Below are 2,480 nucleotides of genomic sequence, written 5' to 3'. Positions count from 1 at the left end.
TGGCGTTGGTGACGTCGGTTAAATGCAGGCCCCCTTTCATGCCGCCCGTCAGGTGCCAAAGCAGGTACGTATCCATCGTTCCGAACAGTACTTCGCCTTTTAAGGCGTCTTTCTCCAGCGTAGCGACGTTTTTCAACAGCCACTTGATTTTCAAACTGCTGAAGTACGTGGCCAGTGGCAACCCCGTTTGTTCACGAAAGCGATCCGGACCTCCTTCGGCGGACAACTCCGTTACCAGACCACTCGTTCGCGTATCCTGCCAGACCAACGCATTGTAGTACGGTTTGCCGGTATAGCGATTCCACATCACCGTAGTCTCCCGCTGGTTGGTAATACCCACCGCGACAAGATCCTTGGATGTCAGGTTGGCCTGCTTCAAGGCCTTTTGAATGACTTCTTTGGTATTACACCAGATTTCGTCGGGATTGTGTTCTACCCAGCCGGGCTGCGGGTACAATTGGGCGTGCTCTTTCTGAGCCAATGAAATAATTTGTCCTTGTTTATCGAAAATAATAAAGCGGGTACTCGTCGTACCCTGATCAATCGATCCAATGTACATGTCGTCGATAGTTTTTGGTTGGAGGAGTCAGGGAACTAGTGAAAAGCCATGAATAACAGGCTGCCCGCCACACCGCCGAGTAAAGAAGCCACCACGGGAATCCAGGCGTAACCCCAGTCGGAAGGACCTTTGCCAGGAATGGGTAGCAAGGCATGAGCGATTCGCGGGGCCAGGTCACGGGCCGGACTCATGGCGTAACCCGTCGTACCACCCAGCGATAAGCCAATACTCCAGACTAATAAGCCTACCAAATAAGGCCCCAGACCAATGGCCAGTTCGCCCGCTCCGGAAATTGAACTTACGCCGATGATGAGTACAGCCGTGGCAATAAATTCGGAGATAAAATTACCAGTCCGGTTCCGTACTGCGGGCCCCGTAGCAAATACGGCCAGCTTTGTGCTGGGTTCGGGCGTTACGGCCCAGTGGGGCAGGTACTGTAACCAAACAAGTACGGCTCCTAGAAAGGCTCCGATCATCTGAGCCAGCCAGTAGGGCAGAAGCGTAGAAAAATCCTGATTAGAGACGGCAAAGGCGAGAGTGACGGCCGGATTGAGGTGAGCATCCGAACTACCGAAGGCTTTGGCTACGAAGATGCCCAGCATGACGGCGAAGCCCCAGCCGGCAGTAATCACGATCCAACCGCTGTTTTCACCTTTGGAATTCTTTAGCAATACATTGGCTACGACGCCATCGCCCAGTAGAATCAAGACGAGCGTACCCATGAGTTCACCCCAGAATGCTTGCATAAATGGTTAGAGGAGTAGAAATGACTTTTTGTACAAAGAAAAGAATGAAAAGGATTTAGTCAAGCAATAGGTCATAAGTACAGCCGTCTAAAAAGAAAAAACGCAGGAACCGAATTGCTCGGGCTCCTGCGTTTAAGGAAAGTTTCTCGTTAGTCTTTCTTCTTTTTGTCCTTCTTGGAATCTTTGTCATCCTTCCCGCCGAAGATTCTTTCCAGCAAGCCCTTTTTCTCTTCTTTCTTTTCGCCCACGCTTCCCAGATTAATTTCGTGGTCGATGGAGGGCTGGATCGCCTGAATGAAGGCGTTTTGCAGAATAGTACCAATCATAAACCAGACGTTCGTATCCGGCTCTTTGATGTCTCCCTCGAAAGGAATTTTAGTAGCCAACTGGTTCTTCGGTTGATTTTTAAAGGCAAAAGCCACCGTCCCCACGACTCCTTCCCAGAGTTTTTGCAGAAAATTATCCTTGCGATCCTCCGGACCGAGCACTTTCAGATTTTTGATCAGAGGCTTTACATAACCATTGAAACGTCCTTCCTTAGCTGCCGCTTCGGCGTAAAGGCCAAACGTCCCTCGATTAACATCAATCTTTGCGTACGCTTTAAAGAAATCATTAAGCTTCACCAAATTAGTCCCTTTGACCTCAGCGTTTACATCAAACGTAGGTTGTCGAGCCAGCAGGTTCAATCGGCCATTGATATTCATCTCGCCTTCGTAGACGTTGGCCCGAGCCGTAACCGTAGAAGGCAATACACTGGTCGAGTCGTAACTATTTCGCAGGTTGAGAGCCAGTAGATGAGCGTTGGTCAGGGCAATATCCACCCGGGGTTTGGAGTGTTCATCCACGTACTCAATTCGACCATCGTTGATTTCGACCCGGTTCACATCCAGGGGCATGAAATCATTCAACAGATCCCGAAAATCACTCGAATCTTTCTTCACCTGGTTGGGTTCCACTTTATCCTTGGTAAAGCGAAGCAGGGGCGATTCGAATACCAGTTCACCTACAATAGATCCTTTGAAAAGGGCTTTCCATTCTACGGAAAGGTCAATGAGTTTAGCTCCGAAAAACGGCGTTTGCCGCTGCGATGTGGAGTCGTATTTATTGAGATATACGCTGTCGATTTTATACGCACCTCGCAATAGAGCAATGTCAATATCCTTGATGTGGCCGCG

The 2,480-nt window shown here is 49.5% G+C and carries 3 protein-coding genes; all 3 read right to left on the bottom strand.

Translation table 11 applies throughout. The annotated features are described in order from the left end of the window. Positions 1 to 559, bottom strand: a 559-nt coding sequence (locus ACOJTG_RS00955) for an FGGY family carbohydrate kinase (RefSeq protein WP_420152083.1), incomplete at its 3' end; no start/stop codon positions are given. A 35-nt stretch (positions 560 to 594) separates the two neighbouring features. After that, the gene (locus tag ACOJTG_RS00950; RefSeq protein ID WP_420152082.1) at positions 595 to 1,305 is read right to left on the bottom strand and encodes an MIP/aquaporin family protein; all 711 of its coding nucleotides are present in this window, start codon (positions 1,303 to 1,305) and stop codon (positions 595 to 597) included. Positions 1,306 to 1,454: 149 nt separating this feature from the next. Beyond that, the coding region (locus ACOJTG_RS00945) for a DUF748 domain-containing protein (protein ID WP_420152081.1) at positions 1,455 to 2,480 on the bottom strand (1,026 nt) is incomplete at its 5' end.

This window comes from Siphonobacter sp., assembly GCF_048595215.1.
Taxonomy (GTDB): Bacteria; Bacteroidota; Bacteroidia; order Cytophagales; family Spirosomataceae; genus Siphonobacter.
This window is presented reverse-complemented; position numbering and strand designations above follow the sequence as displayed.

Bases quoted from the DNA above. Each gene is read 5' to 3' on its own strand.
- ACOJTG_RS00950 (WP_420152082.1), bottom strand. From the start codon at position 1,305: ATGCAAGCATTCTGGGGTGAACTCATGGGTACGCTCGTCTTGATTCTA.